Below are 15,780 nucleotides of genomic sequence, written 5' to 3' on the forward strand. Positions count from 1 at the left end.
CCTTAAGCTAACTATGGTCGATTGGTCGCGGTTTCTACACCTTGCTCTTACCAGTGGGAAGTGCATATACGGTGGCAACACAACAGCAATCACGGAACGCGATATGTTCGACACAATGACCTTTACTAAAATCATGGGCGCCTTGTGCGGTAGCCTTCTTGTATTTCTGCTGGGCGCTTGGGTGGCTGAAAGCATTTATCACGGTGGTGGATCCCATGGCGGTGACCATCAGCAGGCCTATGTCATCGACACTGGCGAGGAAGAGGTCGCTGACGAACCTGAGGAAGAAATTGATCTTCCGACCTTGCTTGCCGCCGCGGACTTAGACAAAGGCGAACGCGTATTTAAGAAATGCAGCGCTTGTCACAAAGTCGAAGACGGCGCAAATGGCACGGGGCCCCACCTAAATGGTATCGTCGGCCGTGCAGTTGGTGCGGTTGACGGATTTGGGTATTCTGGTGCGCTTAGCGAAGCAGCCGACGTCTGGTCCGTTGAGGAACTATTTGCTTTCCTTGAAAACCCAAAGGCTTACGCGAACGGCACATCGATGGCGTTTCGCGGGTTGGACAAACCAGAAGACCGGGCAAACGTGATTGCGTGGTTGGAGGGCGTTTCCAACTAAGCACTTTGAGTGTTCTTAAAAAAGGGCCGCCTTCTTAGGAAGCGGCCCTTTTTTTGTTCACGCGTGTTCACATATTATCAACTGGCAATTCGACTTCTAGGAATTTAGCCTAATTTTAATAAAAATGGACTAAGCCCAGAATGGACGGAGAGCCTCGCATGAAAATTATCGCTAAACGCAGTATCGCCACAGCTGTTGCTGCCACGTGTTTTGCCAGTTTTGCTTTCGCGCAAGACACCATAATTAAAACCCATGCTTATGCCACGTTCGGTGATGTGAAATATCCAGCCGACTTTGCCCATTTCGATTACGTCAATCCAAACGCCCCGAAGGGTGGTGAAATTTCGATTTGGGCGCCGGGGACGTTTGACAGTTTTAATCCCTACACCCGCAAAGGCCGCTCTGGCCGTTTGGCAAGCATCGGCTTTGAATCGCTTTTGACCAATAGCAAGGACGAGGTCAGCACCCAGTACTGTCTTGTTTGCACAACCATGGAGTATCCCGAATCTGAGGATTGGGTGATCTTTAACATGCGCCCCGAAGCGCGGTTTTCAGATGGCTCGCCGGTGACAGCACATGACGTTGTGTTCTCACATTACCTCTTTTTGGAACAGGGTCTGCCATCATATGCGCGCGCCGTATCCGCATTGATCCCAACGGTCGAGGCGCTGGATGATCACACGGTAAAGTTCACTTTTGCGGATGACGTGCCGCGCCGCGATTTGATTCCGCAGGCTGGCGGCACACCCATTTTTAGCAAAGCGTGGTATGAAAGCACCGAGGCACGGTTGGACGAAAGCCGTTTGGAACCCGGCGTGGGGTCAGGGCCGTACATGCTTGATAGCTATGATATCAATCGACAAATCGTCTATAAACGTAACCCGGATTACTGGGGCAAAGACCTGCCGATTATGCGGGGGCGCAGTAATTTTGATACGATCCGTGTCGAATATTTTGGCGACACCACGGCGGCTTTGGAAGGGTTCAAAGCAGGGGCCTATTCTTTCCGTGCTGAAAACAGTTCGAAGACATGGGCCACCGCCTATGATTTCCCGGCAGTTGCCGACGGGACAGTCCAAAAAGTAGAGCTGCCAAACGGCAATTTGCCGGTCGCTGCTGGCTTGGTGTTCAACATGCGTCAGCCACAACTCAGCGACATTCGCGTGCGCGAGGCGTTAGGCTTGATGTTCAATTTCGAGTGGACCAATGAAAGCCTGCAATATGGGCTGTTCGCACAGCGTCATTCGTTTTGGGAAAATAGCGACATGGGGGCAACGGGTGTGCCCGAGGGTGCAGAGCTGGAGTTGCTAAAATCCCTTGGTGACAAGGTCGAGCCTTCTGTGTTGACCGAACCAGCCGTTCGCGCCCATTCCAGTGGCGCGCGTCAGTTGGACCGCAAAAATCTACGCCGGGCTTCCGCCTTGCTGGACGAAGCAGGTTATACCGTTGGCAGTGACGGCATCCGCCGAAATGCGGATGGCCAAACGCTGGATATTGAATTGCTGGAAGATACGCCAACATTCGACCGGATCTTTACGCCGTATGTGGCCAACCTCAAAGCTTTGGGGGTGAACGCAAATTATAATCGCGTCGATCCCGCACAATATACCGAGCGCACGCGGGCCAATGACTTTGACATGATCTATTTTGGTTACCGCACTTCGCCAGAGCCAGGCATTGGAACGTCGCAATGGTTTGGATCGCAAGATGTCGAAAACAACTCTCGCAACCCTGCAGGCTATGCCGATGCAGGTGCGGACGTGTTGATGGAAAAAATCGTGGCCTCCAAGACCAAAGACGAACTGCAAACCGCAACGCGTGCACTGGACCGTGTGATGCGAGCAAAGCGGTTTATCGTTCCAACCTGGTTTAACGATACAACTTGGGTGGCCTATTACGATCAATATGATCACCCCGAAAATCTGCCACCCTATGACATCGGCTACCTTGATTTCTGGTGGTATAATGCTGACAAAGGTCAAAAGCTGAAAGACGCTGGCGTTTTTCAATAACAACAGGCACTTAGACTCCTATGGGCGCATATATCCTCAGACGGCTTTTGCTGATCATTCCAACATTGTTGGGTGTGATGATCGTGAACTTTGCTTTGGTGCAATTTGTGCCTGGCGGGCCAATTGAACAGATTATTGCTGAACTTGAGGGCGGCGGTGATGTTTTTGAAGGCATCACTGGCAATGGCGGCGATGTGCAAGAACAGGCTGGTGGCGGTGATGACCGCTATCTGGGCGCGCGTGGTCTACCGCCGGAATTCATTGCTGAGCTGGAAAAAGAGTTCGGCTTTGACAAACCTCCGTTTGAGCGGTTCCTGAATATGATGTGGAATTATATGCGGTTTGATTTTGGCGAAAGCTATTTCAGATCGATCAGCGTGGTGGATTTGGTTTTGGAAAAACTGCCGGTCTCTATCACGCTTGGCCTTTGGTCGACTTTGATCGCCTATATGATCTCAATCCCAATGGGGATCAAAAAAGCGGTCAAAGATGGATCCAGTTTCGATACCTGGACGTCCGGTGCGATCATTGTGGCTTTTGCAATCCCAGGCTTTTTGTTTGCGATCTTGCTGTTGGTATTGTTCGCTGGCGGATCCTATTTTCGCATTTTCCCGCTACGCGGGCTCACGAGCGAGGGCTTTGAGGATATGAACGCGATCCAGCAGGTCCTTGATTACCTCTGGCACATCACGCTGCCAGTGATTGCGACAACGATTTCTGCCTTCGCCACACTGACGTTGCTGACGAAAAACAGCTTTCTTGACGAGATTAAAAAGCAATACGTCATGACCGCCCGGGCCAAAGGGCTGACAGAGAAACGAGTTCTCTACGGACACGTCTTTCGGAACGCGATGCTGATCGTTATTGCGGGCTTCCCAGCAGTGTTCATCGGCGTCTTCTTTGGTTCGAGCCTGATTATTGAGACGATATTCTCGTTGGATGGCCTAGGGCGTTTGGGTTTTGAAGCGGCTGTTGCACGCGATTACCCGGTCATTTTTGGCACGTTGTTCGTGTTTGGCTTGGTCGGGCTGTTGGTCGGCATCCTGTCGGACCTTATGTATGTGTTTGTCGACCCTCGGATCGACTTTGATAGCAGGCAAACATAATGGCGCTTTCCCCTCTCAATCGGCGCCGTTTGCGCAATTTTCGTCGCAATGGCCGCGCCTTCTGGTCACTGATCATCTTTTCAGTGCTTTTTGTGCTGTCCTTGTTTGCGGAGTTTATCGCAAACGACAAGCCGATCTTGGTGAACTATGACGGCGCCTATTACATGCCCATCTTTAATTTCTATCCTGAGACGGCCTTTGGGGGCGATTTTCAGACCGAAGCCATCTACCGCGACATTGAAGTTAAGTGTTTGATCACCAGTCAGGGGTCGCAAGCCTGTTGGGATGATCCCGAAGGTGTCATCGAAGAGGTCCGCGCGACCGGGATGGTCGAAGGGCAGGACGTTAATCAAGGTTGGATGCTTTGGCCGTTGATCCCCTATAGTTATGATACGCCAAACGATATTGGCCGTGCGGCACCTTCTCCACCCGATGCCAATCACTGGTTGGGAACCGATGATACCACGCGCGATGTGCTTGCGCGGGTGATCTATGGCTTCCGGCTGTCGGTTTTGTTTACCTTAATTGTGACGGGCATTGCGTCGGTTATTGGGGTCATTGCGGGCGCGCTTCAGGGATATTTTGGCGGTTGGACCGATCTGTTGTTCCAGCGCGCCCTCGAAATTTGGTCGGCCACGCCGTCGCTATATGTGATTATCATTATGTTTGCAGTTTTTGGCAGATCAGTAGGATTGCTTATTTTCTTGATGATCCTATTTGGCTGGCCGGCCCTCACGGGACTGGTCCGGGCCGAGTTTTTGCGAGCGCGGAACTTTGAATATGTGCGTGCTGCGCGGGCGTTGGGCGTATCAAACTGGACGATCATGTTTCGGCATATGTTACCCAATGCCATGGTGGCTACGTTAACAATGATGCCTTTTGTGATAACTGGCACGATTTCGGCATTGGCGGGGTTGGATTTCTTGGGCTACGGCCTGCCATCCTCGGCACCATCTTTGGGCGAAATGACATTGCAAGCCAAACAAAACCTGCAGGCGCCTTGGCTGGGGTTCACGGCGTTTTTCACCTTTGCAATTATGCTGTCTTTGCTGGTTTTCATTTTTGAAGGCATCCGCGATGCGTTTGATCCAAGAAAGACTTTTGCATGACTGAGGTTACACTGGATGTAAAAGACCTTGGGATTGGGTTCCGGCAAGATGGCGCGTTAAGCCAAGCTGTTAAAGGGATCAGCTTTGACGTGAAACGCGGTGAAACGGTTGCTTTGGTGGGAGAGTCTGGGTCAGGGAAATCGGTGACGGCCCTTTCGACAGTCTCCCTTTTGGGAGATAGCGCCGAGGTTACTGGATCAGTGACCTATAACGGGCAGCAAATGGTCGGTGCAGACGACGCATTGCTTCGCAAGACCCGCGGCAATGACATTAGTTTTATTTTCCAAGAACCGATGACGTCCTTGAACCCTTTGCACACTTTGGAAAAACAATTGGCCGAGTCGTTGTTGTTGCATCAGGGGCTGACTGGGGCCGAGGCACGTTCAAAGATCATCGAATTGTTGGTAAAGGTTGGCATTCACGAGCCTGAAAACCGTCTTCAAAGCTATCCGCACCAATTGTCAGGTGGCCAGCGGCAGAGGGTGATGATTGCGATGGCGCTGGCCAATGGCCCGGATTTGTTGATCGCTGATGAGCCCACCACCGCTTTGGATGTAACCATCCAAGCGCAAATTCTTGAACTGCTTGCGGAATTGAAGGCCTCCGAAGGCATGTCGATGCTGTTCATCACCCATGACCTTGGGATTGTGCGCAAAATTGCCGATCGGGTTTGTGTTATGAAAGACGGCGAAATTGTCGAACACGGCGCCACCGCAGAAATATTTCGGAACCCGCAACACGCCTATACCCAAATGCTGTTGAACGCAGAATCTGTAGGAGTGCCGGATGATGTGCAAGAAGGCGCTGTCGAAGTGGCAAGTGCCACAGACCTGCGAATTTGGTTTCCAATCCAAAGGGGGCTGTTGAAGCGGACAGTTGGCCATATCAAGGCGGTAAACTCGGCGAGTTTTTCCGTTCGTGCAGGTGAGACTATTGGGATCGTCGGTGAAAGTGGATCGGGTAAAACTACGATGGCTCTGGCGGTCATGCGTTTGATATCATCGCAAGGCGTCATCAATTATGAAGGCCAAGATATCCAAGGCTGGACCGCACGCCAATTGCGACGTTTGCGGCGCGATATGCAGATCGTGTTTCAAGATCCGTATGGGTCGCTTTCGCCGCGTATGACTGTTGAACAGATCATCGCCGAGGGCCTCAGTGTTCATGGTGTGGAACGCGGGCGCAGCAGCCGCGAGATGGTTGCGGAGATTATGCAGGAAGTGGGCCTGCATCCTGACATGATGCACCGCTATCCCCATGAGTTTTCAGGTGGGCAACGCCAGCGTATCGCGATTGCGCGCGCGATGATATTGCGCCCCAAGTTATTGGTTTTGGATGAACCCACATCGGCCTTGGATATGACCGTGCAGGTGCAAATTGTGAATCTGTTGCGTGATTTGCAAAAGAAATATGGCTTGGCCTATTTGTTTATCTCGCACGATCTAAAAGTCGTCCGAGCATTGTCTCACAAAGTCATGGTTCTGAAACAAGGCGACGTGGTTGAGTTTGGGACACGCGACCAGATTTTCGACGCGCCGCAAACTGACTACACAAAGGCGTTGATGGCTGCAGCCTTTGACCTGACTGTTGATGAGGCTGTTGCCCTTGAAGTCTAGACCGGTGAATTCGGTCTAAGCGCGTTCAACCATTCAATACCCATCTGTGTGCCATATGGAATTTGAGACACGGAAGCATTTGATTTCCGCACAGCTTTTTCTTTTTGTTTCTCAATCAGTTCAACCAAAAGATCGGTTGAAAGCTGCGCCTTCTCATAATAACCGCCGCAGCCCATTCTATATGATTTCAAAGCAATTTTGGGATCCAAGTTGCCGGACAAAATGATTGGCTTTGCGTCTTGGTTACAGTCAGAATTGCGCAGCATTTCGACCGCATTTACCGCAGTTCCCTGGGGTAAAAAGTAATCCAATACGACCAGATTAAATGTAGCTTTGTCAGCGGCAACGGCGAGTTCTGAAAGGTTCGTCACTGTGGTGATGTCTAGCAAGATATTTGATTTCTTTGCCATCCGCGAAAACCGCAAGCGGTCAAATTCGCAATCCTCCAGAAGGAGTACCCGAAAGGTATGATCGAAAAAAACTGTCGTGTTGGAACGGAAGTCTGTCTGTGGAAACATTGAAATCACCCTTATCTGATCACTACCAAGCTAGAAGGGCGACTTCACTATTGTGTTAATTTGTACCGCTGAATTTCTCTAAATTGAGTAAAATTCTAGACATTATGGTAGGGCGATTGACGAGTTCGGAAGGCGCACCTCAACTGTCGTACCTTGCATATCACCAGTGTCAAAGACGCAAATGCGACCTTCATACAAAGACGCAATTTTGCGGCAATTTGCGAGGCCCATCCCGCTTCCCTCTACTTCATCGCGTGGCTTCAAAGTGGTCATAGCCCCAAAAACCCGATCCCTGAATTCGGCATCGATACCAGGCCCATCGTCGCTGACCGTCAGCACAAATTCGCGCGGTTCGTCGCGGGTTGTGACGACGACCTCGCCACTGTCTTTGTGGTGATGTTTGATAGAATTGGAAATCAGAGCGCCCAATAATGTCAGGACATCGCGGTTTCCCATCGTCACAGATTTCGCCTCAAGACGTCGCAGTACACTAAACCCTTCAGGTATCTCAAGGTTAGTCAAAACCGTATCCAGCGCCTCGTTAAGATCATTTCGCTTGATAGATTGCATTCGGCCAAGCCTAGAATAGATCAGCAGATCATACAGCATGCGATCCAGTCGTTTGGTGTGGGTGTTCATAAGCTGAATGTTTTCGGCCAATGGACCCGTTACTTGGTATCCTGCATCCACCAGATCTTCTTCGATCCAGTGAGGCAATTCCAACAGAGCGCGTACAGAATTTCGGACGTCGTGGCTGATCAGATAGATGAAGTCCTCGAAGTCTTTTGAGGGAGCCGCTGTTGCATTGGCAACGATTGGTCCGTCGTCCTCTTGAGGCTTTTCATTTTTTTCCGTGGCACTCATGTCATTCTCATTTCGATTTCGGATCTAAAGGGTTCTAAGGTGATTTTTGGTGGCTTGCGGGTACTTCAGCTGTAAATTGTTCCAGCGCCTGATCTGGCTTTGCGCGCCGGCACGACCGGTTATCAATCGCCATCGCCTATCGACCCGTTTCAAAGCCTCAGCGGCGCTGACTTTTCCGTTTATGGCAAGAAAGACTTGCTCACCAAGGACGCGAAAGTAATCGCTTTGGTTCTTGAGATAGAGATCAGGGATCGAACCTGCCATGCTTGTTTGGTGCACGTCCAAAAACTCCTTCGAGTAGATTTCTTGAACGGTTTGATCCTTGTAATGTTCGGGCTGGAAGGGATCGAAAAAGCCATCCGGTGCGCGAACGGCGCGCAAGGACATTTCAGGTGTGCTGGCAAATAGGCAAAACAAATAGGCTAGTTCTTGGCGGGTGCTTGAGGCGGTCACGACATAATCCCAGCCCCAATTAAAATAAGGCGCGCGCACCAGTTCCCCGTTCACGTAGCCTCCCGGTGTGGGTGCATAGGCCAGTTTTCCCTTAACCTTGGAGCCGGGCCGGTTGAAATATTTTTGGGATCCACCCCAGCCGATATTGCAATATACATTGCCTTGAGAAAAACGCTCCCAATTTTCAAAAAGATCCATGGTCCCGACTGTTGGTACCAATGATTGACTGACTGCAATCATTTCCTCCAGTGCTGCGATACTATCGGCGTGGGTGATTTGCGGCGTCATATCCGGTGCAAACGGCCAAAGACCCTTGGCATGCAGGCGCACCCAATATTCCCAAGCAACATAGCCCTGCGTGCGAAACAAGGTTGCGCCAAAGAGGTTGTCCTCAGGACGGTGAAAGAAGCCGATTTGTTGATCGAGTTCCGCCCACGTCACCGGTATCCTCAGTGGCGATCCAAACTGTTCCAAATAATCAGACTGCGCCTTTGGGTCGGAAAGAAAGTCCTGATTGAAGAACATGACATAGGCATCGCCGTCTGTTTGAAAGCCATAGATTTCGTCGTCAAAGCTGTCGCCAATGGAAAAGAGCGAGTTCGATCTATAGCCCATTGGTTCGTATTTTTGGGCAAAGTCAGTCATCGGGACAATGGCCTTAAGATCCACCAAATCCGGTAAATCAAAGGTTGCAGGCAGCGCGATGTCATACTCGCCTTTGCCTGCCATAACATCCAATGACAGCTCGGCTTGGACGGCATCAACCCCGACAGAGGTTGGGATAACGCGAATACCAGTCAGCTGGAAAAATTCATCTATGATTGGCATTACATTCGATTCCGACCCCTGTGGAATAAGTATCGACAAAGAGGTGGGGTTGAGCCCTGCAACGTTTTTTGCGTTCTCAGCAACGCTCAAATGAAATGAAACTGTCTGTGCTGAAGCAAACTGGGGCAACGCAAGCGCAGATCCCAAAAGGGCAAGCGTTTGGCGTTTGTTTAGGTCCACTTTCAACATTTTCGAATTCATGTGACGCGTCCAGTGACTGCGAAGGATTTTTAGTGTTTCAGACCTTTCTTAACCTGAACTTAAAAGCCTGCAGAGCATGGCTTGTATATAACCCTTCATTTGCAAACAACTTTATGGTGTATTTTGAAGAAAGCGTCTAGTAAATTACGCAACCCAAGGAGGATTTGATCCCCGTGATCACACGCCTGATCCAATCCAATCGCATTGTAACCCGCCTTAGGGCGGCCTTTGGTTTGGCCGTTGTGTTGGTCATTGTGATGTTGGCAATCAGCATTTTGCAGGCGCGTACAATTGCCAGTTCTCAACAGGATCTCAGCCAAATTTCAGTGCCGAAATTGATCCAGACTCAGGCCCTTCAACGGACCGTTTTATTGTTGAGCACAGAAATTCGTTTGATGGAAAACATCGACGAGCCCACACAACTGGATGAAAAAGCTGACGTTGTTTTTGACCTATTGGAACAACTCAAGCAGCAGGTAAACAGGTTTATTCCGTTGGGCGCCGATGTAACTTATTCTCAACGTCTTACGGCACTTTCAGAAGACGTAAGCCCAATTTTAGAGGACTATTTGACAGCGCGCGCTGACCGGTTTGATCAGCAAGCAAAGGTGAACGATCAAAAACAAAATCTCATAACGCTGGCTCAGCAGTCCCGTGTAATTGTTGAAACTCTTCTATTTGATGAATCGATGCAAAATGCCGAGAAAACTGATGAACTGACTGCCCAATTGGCTGAAGGTGGCAGATCAATCGCTAGTGACGCTGCCCGGCAAACTGTGTCCAATGCCTTTCTAACCGCGCTCAACCTCGCCGAGCTTGCGACAAGCCTTGAATCGCTCGCTGATCAGATTAACAGTTTCCCACTGGTGATGTCGGACGAAGAATTGAGCCTCAATCAGGGGCTGTTGCAATTTAGAACGCGGCAATTGATCGATCTGCTTGGCACATTAGAGCGGTCGCCGGATCAAAAGGCGCTTGCTCAGAATGTGCTTGAAATTCGACAGGGCTTTGATGGTGCGGAAGGTCTGTGGGCTCTCAAGACCAGCATTTTGGGTTATTCAAATTTAGCACAGGTACTGTCTACTCAGCAATTTCAGGTGCTTAGTGGAATTTCTGAAGCTATGGCGGAACTGGCCGAAACATCTTTGGTGCAGGTGTCTGACGCCTCGGGACGCCTAGAAGCAACCTCTCAGCGCGCGACCTTGGTTTTGGTCATTGTCGGATTAACGTCCCTGTCCCTTTTGGCGTTAACTGGCTTTGCCGTCGTTGAAATCCAAATCAATCGACGGGTCGCAGAATTGACGCAAGCCGTGGAGGCTATCGCGGCTGGCGATCTGGCGCACCCGGTTAATCAAAACGGGAATGATGAAGTCAGGGCAATTGCTGACGCCTTGCAGATTTTCAGAACAAACTCCGAAGAGTTAGAGAGATCTAACAAAGAACTTGAAAATTTTGCCTATGTAGCAGCCCATGACCTGCGATCGCCTCTGGTTGCTATCCGCGATCTAGCAGAGTGGACAATGGAAGACACGGAAAATCAATTGTCACAGGATAGTGCTGAGAACCTTAAGCTCCTGTCGTCTCGCGTAAATCGTCTTAACAGTCTTTTGTCGGATTTGCTTGAATATTCCCGCGTGGGTCTCAGCAGTCTTGAGCTTTCGCCGATCAAAATCGCGGATCTGGTAGATGAAACTCAGGATTTGATGTCCCCTGATCGTGCTTATAAAATTAATTACCGCGGTCCCAAGGGTGAGATCATGTTGCCCGGCTCGCCGCTGCGCCAAATCTTGATGAACCTTTGCGGCAATGCGATCAAACACCATGACAGGTCCAGTGGCACGATTGATGTGTTGGTGGAGCCGTTGCAGTCTGAACTCAGGATTTCTGTAACAGACGATGGACCAGGTGTGCCACCTGCATATCACGACCGGATATTTGGGCTTTTTCAAACGCTTAAATCCCGTGATGAGATTGAAGGAAGTGGGTTGGGTCTGGCCATTGTGCATAAATTGGTTGGCCACATGAAGGGCAAGATAACGCTTGTCTCCAACCCAGACGAGGCCCGCGGTCTTAGCGTTGTTATAGCATTGCCGCTGTTACGAGGCGGTGTGATGGACGAAAATAATCGCCCGCTGGTTGCGGCTTAAGAGGAAAAGATATGGACCAAGAACTGCCTAAGACCAAAGAGGTGCGTTTCCTCATCGTTGATGATGACCGGGTCAGCATTATGGCTTTGCAACGAAGCCTTAGAAAATTAAGGATCGTAAACGAGTTAGAGATCGCCAAAGACGGGTTAGAAGCCCTCTCGATTTTGAACGCTTCGGTAGAGGCTGAAGGGCGGCTATTGCCGTATATCGTCATTCTCGACCTGAACATGCCGAGGATGAACGGCTTTGAATTTCTTGAAAAAATCAGATCGGACCCGATGCTAAACAAGCTGATTATCTTTGTTTTGACGACCTCGGACACACCGAGGGACGTTTCATCAGCATACGAAAAGAACGTTGCAGGCTATATTGTGAAAGATAATCCTAAGGAAACACTGTGGCAGGCTCTTGAGATGATCAACGCCTATAGCCGTTTGGTCGAGATGCCTTAAGGAATGTGTTAACGCGCGTCTCTGCAAATTAACCCGATAGAAACAACGCTGCGCCAGTTTGCCCGTGACTTTGATCACAACGAGGGCGTTCGATGGCTTTCCCGATAGACAAACGGCACACAGCTCGGTCGCTTCTTGTTCCAGAACAAAACAAGAAGCGTTTTTTGGTGTTGGACGATTGTACATTCGACAGATGTCGCTTGCGGCGATTGGCGCGCCCGCGATCCATCGGTCACGATATTGAGTGGCTTGAGGCAGATCGGCCGTCTCGATTTATGGATCTTGTCGAAACCGTCTATTTTGATTTGATCTTTGTTGATTATTTCTTGCCAGGTCAGAATGGATCTTTTGCTCTGGAATTTTTGGAACAAGTGGAACTCAATCGCTTGTGCCCAGTTTTGCTGGTGACAAGTGCAACCACGTTTCCAGATGATATCGATATTATGAACCCCAGACTTAAGGGGGTCCTTATCAAGGCCGGTTTGAACGAAAGTCAGGTGGCCAAGCAGGTAAATAAAGCTCTAGAGCAGGCAAATGGGGGACTGGGCGGGCAAGGTCTTGTTCTGGATCTTTTGCGCAATCACAAACTGGGGACGTCGCATTGAAGGTCAAAAAAGGGTTATTTCGTTTCGGCCAGTCGACATGAGTTTTGTTTTGGATGGTTGATCAAAGATCGCATTTGGAAGAAGCATCATTTGTGCGCGACCCGTTGTGGGCCAAAACCGCACTTGTCGTGCCCTCTTGCCCCCTAGGTTTTCCGACACAATTTGGATGCCTTCGTGCAGCAAAAACGCCCGGATGAAGTCGATGTTTTGTTCACCCACGGTGGAAAAACCTTTCGTCACTTGGCTACCACCAAAAATTTTGGCTTTCAGACGGGATTTATCGCCACCTCTTTGCATGATCTCGTTAATTAAAAGCTCCATCGAGTAGGCACCGTATTTTGTACTTTCTTTACCGTCCCGGTCGTTGGAACAAGGCAAAAGAAAATGAGCCATCCCGCCTATGGTTTGCGTCTCATCGTAAAGACAGGCTGCTATGCAGGATCCCAAAACGCAATTTAGAACATGATCACATTCGGACGAGACGTAGAAATTTCCCTGGGTCACCGATTTTGAGATAGGTGATGTCATGTCGAAATCCGGCCAGCATGATGCAAAGACGATTTTGTCTGTGCCGACTCCAAAATTTTCGGTCCGATATTTTGTATTGGAAGCTTAAATTCGGCGGCTCCAGTCTCCCATGCAATTTTGGGCATACCGTAGATTGTGGACGTTTTTTCGTCTTGTACGATCGTACATGCGCCAGCGGCTCGCATTTTTCCTAGGCCAACACTTCCGTCTTTTCCCATGCCGGTTAATAGGACCCCTATCGCATTCTCTGCCAACTTTGAGGCCGACGAAAACAGCGTATCAATTGACGGAACATGAAGGTCTTTTGGACCAGGTGGAGTTAAAATCCCGCGTTGTGTTTGACTGGATACAGTGATTTCCAGATGTTGTCGCGATCCTCCTGCCAAATAGATATGGCCGGCTTTGAGTGCAGTATTGGAGGAGAAACATTCGACGCGTGATGCGGTTTTCGAATTTAAGAGGTTCACAAGGCTGGGAATGAATTGGGTGCCGGTATGCTGAACAATGACTGTTGGGGGGCAGATCTTTGGATATGTCTTTAAGATGGAAATAAGTGCGCCGATACCCCCGGTTGAGCTCCCTATAAAGACTGACTTGTTCCACTTTTGGATATGTTCATTTCGAGACGCAGGCGGTTCTGACTTACCTCCATTCCAGTGCGCATGGCACACCGCAGCAATCTGATGCTCGATAAAGCTCTGGGTCGCGTTCAACGGTATCACGAAAAGGTCTGATCGATGTTTCCTGAGTGGAACTGCATGCTGCTGACAGCCTTCGTCTTCAAAGACGAGCCAACGTACTTCCATATAAAGGAAAAGTGTGGTCGCTGCTTCGAAGTCTGGATCGCTTAAGAATTTCGAACTTATCAGAATGACAGAAGGGCGATTATATTCGATCTGGCGACGTGCGGCCGACAGCGTCTCTGATCGGCCCAAAAAACGGAGACCGCTAGACCGTCGCATCGCACGTAGAACATTTTGAAAGCCTACAGTACTAGAAGAAATGATATAAACGTCTGTCACAAAAACTCTAATCTTTGGAGAACTCAAGCCGCGTGCGCCCATGCGCACAAAATATTTCAATAGTGTCCACTGTTTTAGATGAACATTTCCGCCTTACCTTTTTCAGGAAGGGCCTTGGTCGAAAGCGGGCTAGAGCAGGATGCTAGCCGGCATCGCATGTCATTGAGCGGAACCGAAGAGAGCGCAGCAGTTGTATCTATTTGTTCGCTGACATTTATGGCCTGCGAGACGCCGTTTGTGTAAGCGGCAAGAGCGGCAGATGATTGTGACAACAGATCTATAAACTGCAGCTTTTCGACTACGTTTTCTTCCAATTGAATTTCGTGATCTTCCAGAAGGCCGAGGATCGTTTGCTCAACTTGATCAATATTTTTATGGATTTGCGTTATCTCAGATCCCAGCCGGTCAAAGATTTCTGATAGTGAAAGTTTCATTTCTTAGAGCCTTCCTACGACACGTTCGATGCATTGCTTCATTTGGGCTGGAGAGAATGGCTTTTTGATTATGTTGTTGAGGCCCAGTTTTTGCCCACGCTGGACAATCTCTGGCGATGGTGACCCGGTCACTAGGATAAACCCAACGCGTGCCGTAGCAGGATTGCGGCGCAAGGCCTCCAGCAGTCCGAGACCATCGATATTTGGCATGTTCATGTCGGAGAGCACTAAGTGGACTGGTGCAGTGGAGAGTGTCTTGAGTGCATTTTGGCCATCATTTTCGACGGCATAGTTTGCTACGCCGATTGCGTCCAGAGCTTGGGTGATCAGGGCTCTGCTTGTGGACATATCGTCCACGACCATAACCTTCAGTTGATTTTTGAGGCTCATGTCCGTCCTTTCAAGGTATTATGTTCACAGCCGCTCATAGGTCGTAACCCCGACTGGCCTAAATTTTTGCAGGGCGTTATCGTCCAATCTTTCGGAATGCCCAAGATAGAGCATTCCGTTTTGAAGAAGGCTTGCAGCAAAGCGGTTCCATAGTTCTGCTTGTGTTTGGGTATCAAAATAGATTGCGACGTTGCGGCAAAATATGGCGTCAAACGTTCCAGAAAACGGCCACGGTTCAATCAAATTTAGTTCTGCAAAAGAAACGATTTTCCGCAATTTGCGGGAGGCGCTGTAGGTCTGTTGTCTTGCGTCCAATTCAAAGTGTGGTTCGACAGAAAAACCCTTTTTTGTCTTTACCAGTTCGCAGGGATACATACCGGATGAGGCCGTTTTCACCATTTTGGGATCGATATCTGTCCCGAGAACTCTAATGTCATATCGTTCGATCTCTGGGCATGCGTCGATCAAGAGCATGCCAATACAAAATGCCTCTTGACCGGAGGAACAACCGGCAGACCAAAGCCTTACTCTTTCACCATTGGCGGCTTTTTCGATCAAGCGCGGAATACAGTGGTCGCGTAGATGCTGAAAATGATGAGCCTCACGGAAAAAATGAGTGACGTTGGTCGTTAGTAGGGATGCTAGTACGGTGTCTTCTTGTGGATTTATTCGGTCACATAGCTGATAGACATAACGGTCCAGGCTATCCAACCCAAGTGTTCGGACGCGTTTGCTTAGTCTCGAATAGACCAGAGTCTTCTTCGATTTTGGTAGACTCAGGCCAAAGCGCTTGTGCGCGATGGCGGCAAGTTGGTCGAACGCACCGTCGCTAAAAGAGAACTCGGATGTGGCAGTGGTGGCCGGCTCAGGCAT

General features: G+C 49.7%; 16 protein-coding genes. 8 read left to right on the forward strand and 8 right to left on the reverse strand.

The window, feature by feature from the left end; translation table 11 throughout:
* Nucleotides 1-103 precede the first annotated feature (103 nt).
* From ACIRQ6_RS01335 to ACIRQ6_RS01355, 5 genes are all read left to right on the forward strand, one after another.
* Nucleotides 104-622, forward strand: coding sequence for a c-type cytochrome (locus ACIRQ6_RS01335; protein ID WP_420862331.1), 519 nt, complete (start codon nucleotides 104-106; stop codon nucleotides 620-622).
* A 158-nt stretch (nucleotides 623-780) separates the two neighbouring features.
* Complete coding sequence (locus ACIRQ6_RS01340) at nucleotides 781-2,634, forward strand: extracellular solute-binding protein (RefSeq protein WP_420862332.1); 1,854 nt, start codon at nucleotides 781-783, stop codon at nucleotides 2,632-2,634.
* Nucleotides 2,635-2,654: 20 nt separating this feature from the next.
* The gene (locus ACIRQ6_RS01345) at nucleotides 2,655-3,740 is read left to right on the forward strand and encodes a microcin C ABC transporter permease YejB (RefSeq protein ID WP_420862333.1); all 1,086 of its coding nucleotides are present in this window, start codon (nucleotides 2,655-2,657) and stop codon (nucleotides 3,738-3,740) included.
* Nucleotides 3,740-4,849, forward strand: a complete 1,110-nt coding sequence (locus ACIRQ6_RS01350) for an ABC transporter permease (protein ID WP_420862334.1) — start codon at nucleotides 3,740-3,742, stop codon at nucleotides 4,847-4,849. Before ACIRQ6_RS01345 ends, ACIRQ6_RS01350 begins: the two co-directional genes overlap by 1 nt.
* A complete protein-coding gene (locus tag ACIRQ6_RS01355) occupies nucleotides 4,846-6,465 on the forward strand; it encodes an ABC transporter ATP-binding protein (RefSeq protein WP_420862335.1) in 1,620 nt (539 codons plus the stop codon). Before ACIRQ6_RS01350 ends, ACIRQ6_RS01355 begins: the two co-directional genes overlap by 4 nt.
* Here ACIRQ6_RS01355 and ACIRQ6_RS01360 read toward each other — a convergent pair.
* From ACIRQ6_RS01360 to ACIRQ6_RS01370, 3 genes are all read right to left on the reverse strand, one after another.
* Entirely contained in the window at nucleotides 6,462-6,983 is a 522-nt protein-coding gene (locus tag ACIRQ6_RS01360; protein WP_420862336.1) for a response regulator, read from the reverse strand. The genes ACIRQ6_RS01355 and ACIRQ6_RS01360 overlap by 4 nt on opposite strands.
* A 102-nt stretch (nucleotides 6,984-7,085) precedes the next feature.
* A complete protein-coding gene (locus ACIRQ6_RS01365; RefSeq protein ID WP_420862337.1) occupies nucleotides 7,086-7,847 on the reverse strand; it encodes a sensor histidine kinase in 762 nt (253 codons plus the stop codon).
* 24 nt (nucleotides 7,848-7,871) lie between these two features.
* Nucleotides 7,872-9,128: an ABC transporter substrate-binding protein gene (locus ACIRQ6_RS01370; RefSeq protein WP_420862338.1), complete on the reverse strand. Its 1,257-nt coding sequence runs from the start codon at nucleotides 9,126-9,128 to the stop codon at nucleotides 7,872-7,874.
* A 374-nt stretch (nucleotides 9,129-9,502) separates the two neighbouring features.
* Here ACIRQ6_RS01370 and ACIRQ6_RS01375 point away from each other — a divergent pair, with 374 nt between their 5' ends.
* The 3 genes from ACIRQ6_RS01375 to ACIRQ6_RS01385 all read left to right on the forward strand — a co-directional run bounded on the left by ACIRQ6_RS01375 (nucleotide 9,503) and on the right by ACIRQ6_RS01385 (nucleotide 12,533).
* Nucleotides 9,503-11,476: a sensor histidine kinase gene (locus tag ACIRQ6_RS01375; RefSeq protein WP_420862339.1), complete on the forward strand. Its 1,974-nt coding sequence runs from the start codon at nucleotides 9,503-9,505 to the stop codon at nucleotides 11,474-11,476.
* An 11-nt stretch (nucleotides 11,477-11,487) separates the two neighbouring features.
* Nucleotides 11,488-11,928, forward strand: coding sequence for a response regulator (locus ACIRQ6_RS01380; RefSeq protein ID WP_420862340.1), 441 nt, complete (start codon nucleotides 11,488-11,490; stop codon nucleotides 11,926-11,928).
* Nucleotides 11,929-12,203: 275 nt separating this feature from the next.
* Nucleotides 12,204-12,533 (forward strand): hypothetical protein, encoded by a 330-nt coding sequence (locus ACIRQ6_RS01385; RefSeq protein ID WP_420862341.1) that lies wholly within the window; start codon nucleotides 12,204-12,206, stop codon nucleotides 12,531-12,533.
* 3 nt (nucleotides 12,534-12,536) lie between these two features.
* Here ACIRQ6_RS01385 and ACIRQ6_RS01390 read toward each other — a convergent pair whose 3' ends face one another.
* The 5 genes from ACIRQ6_RS01390 to ACIRQ6_RS01410 are packed head-to-tail and all read right to left on the reverse strand — an operon-like array spanning nucleotide 12,537 to nucleotide 15,780.
* Nucleotides 12,537-13,061, reverse strand: coding sequence for a chemotaxis protein CheD (locus tag ACIRQ6_RS01390; RefSeq protein WP_420862342.1), 525 nt, complete (start codon nucleotides 13,059-13,061; stop codon nucleotides 12,537-12,539).
* The gene (locus tag ACIRQ6_RS01395; protein ID WP_420862343.1) at nucleotides 13,058-14,125 is read right to left on the reverse strand and encodes a CheB methylesterase domain-containing protein; all 1,068 of its coding nucleotides are present in this window, start codon (nucleotides 14,123-14,125) and stop codon (nucleotides 13,058-13,060) included. The genes ACIRQ6_RS01390 and ACIRQ6_RS01395 overlap by 4 nt, the downstream gene beginning before the upstream one ends.
* A gap of 32 nt (nucleotides 14,126-14,157) precedes the next feature.
* Complete coding sequence (locus ACIRQ6_RS01400) at nucleotides 14,158-14,517, reverse strand: hypothetical protein (RefSeq protein ID WP_420862344.1); 360 nt, start codon at nucleotides 14,515-14,517, stop codon at nucleotides 14,158-14,160.
* 3 nt (nucleotides 14,518-14,520) lie between these two features.
* Nucleotides 14,521-14,907, reverse strand: a complete 387-nt coding sequence (locus ACIRQ6_RS01405) for a response regulator (protein ID WP_420862345.1) — start codon at nucleotides 14,905-14,907, stop codon at nucleotides 14,521-14,523.
* Nucleotides 14,908-14,931: 24 nt separating this feature from the next.
* The gene (locus ACIRQ6_RS01410) at nucleotides 14,932-15,780 is read right to left on the reverse strand and encodes a CheR family methyltransferase (protein WP_420862346.1); all 849 of its coding nucleotides are present in this window, start codon (nucleotides 15,778-15,780) and stop codon (nucleotides 14,932-14,934) included.

Source organism: Algirhabdus cladophorae (assembly GCF_044772865.1).
In the GTDB taxonomy this organism is placed as follows: Bacteria; Pseudomonadota; Alphaproteobacteria; order Rhodobacterales; family Rhodobacteraceae; genus Algirhabdus; species Algirhabdus cladophorae.